Origin of the sequence: Xenorhabdus bovienii (assembly GCF_024721015.1) — a bacterium.
Classification (GTDB): domain Bacteria; phylum Pseudomonadota; class Gammaproteobacteria; order Enterobacterales; family Enterobacteriaceae; genus Xenorhabdus; species Xenorhabdus bovienii.
In genome coordinates, this window is record NZ_JANAIF010000225.1 from 1 (window position 1) to 1,147 (window position 1,147).

At 33.4% G+C, this 1,147-nt stretch carries 2 protein-coding genes; both read left to right on the forward strand.

Annotated elements, in window-relative coordinates; all coding sequences use genetic code 11:
• Positions 1-39: 39 nt before the first annotated feature.
• Positions 40-582 (forward strand): hypothetical protein, encoded by a 543-nt coding sequence (locus tag NXS07_RS20210; protein WP_258087535.1) that lies wholly within the window; start codon positions 40-42, stop codon positions 580-582.
• Between the two features lie 75 nt (positions 583-657).
• Entirely contained in the window at positions 658-1,095 is a 438-nt protein-coding gene (locus NXS07_RS20215; protein ID WP_258087536.1) for a hypothetical protein, read from the forward strand.
• Positions 1,096-1,147 lie beyond the last annotated feature (52 nt).

A 1,147-nucleotide genomic window follows, 5' to 3' on the forward strand; every position in this document is an offset into this window, starting at 1 on the left:
ACTGGCATTTACTCTCGTTTGGTTACCAATGTGGGCTGATTGATTTATGAACATAAAACATCAACAGTCCCTAGTAACTCTCTAGGATTTGACCGACTCCATTCAAGTAAATTCATTATAAAATCTATTGATACTGTTTTACTTAAAGAGAACGATGACTGTTATTTCACATATACATCAAAGGCCAATCCGGAAGATTTTTCTTTAGAGCGCACCAGACAATCACCAATAACGTTTCAAGAATACATTGAGGATAAGTTGGATGTTAGAGTTACTGTTATCGACTCAAAAGTATATGCTGTTGCAATAAAGTCCAATGGCAATGCTATATCTGGCGATTGGAGAACATTGCAAAAGGACGATCTTGAATATATAGATATTGAGCTTCCAGCTACAATCGAAAAACTTTGTGTGGATTATGTTAAGTTACTTGGATTAAAATACGGCGCTATTGATTTTATTAAAACAAAAAACGAATATGTATTTATCGAAATAAATCCAACCGGAGAGTGGGGGTGGCTATCCAATTCAAAAAGAGAAATTGATTATGACATTGCAAAGAAATTATCTGAGGCTAAATAAAATGGCATATAGGATAATCGAAGAGACATTCCCTTTTGTTTATTTTTATTATATTACCAATAAAAAACAGGCGGAGTGTACGATGTAACCTTTTTAAATTTTGAATTTTACTCTCACCTTTCTGATGAACAAATAACCAAAAGGCTTGAGCACGAACATAACAGAGCCAAGGAAATAGATGATAAGACGTTCAAATTCACATTAGCATTAAGCATATCATTAAGTATTGTAAGCACAGGTGCTAGCGGTATTGTTAAATTTCTCCCTGAGAATAATCTCAACCCATACATATCATTTATATTCTTTTTATCTTCTTTTTATATGCTTTGTGGTGGGCTTATTTCATTGGGTTCATTAAAAACGCTACCTAAATTTGGTTATGGCTCATATTTCGAAATCAATAAAAGTAGAGATTCTTTGATTAAGGCCATAGCTGGTCAGGAAAAAATTAATATAATTAGGCATATAAGAAATGAACATTCTTACATCCGTCATTCCGCACCTCATTCCTGATTTAAAAATCATGTGATTTGCCGCACGCTTTGTTGATTTACTCCTCAAATCA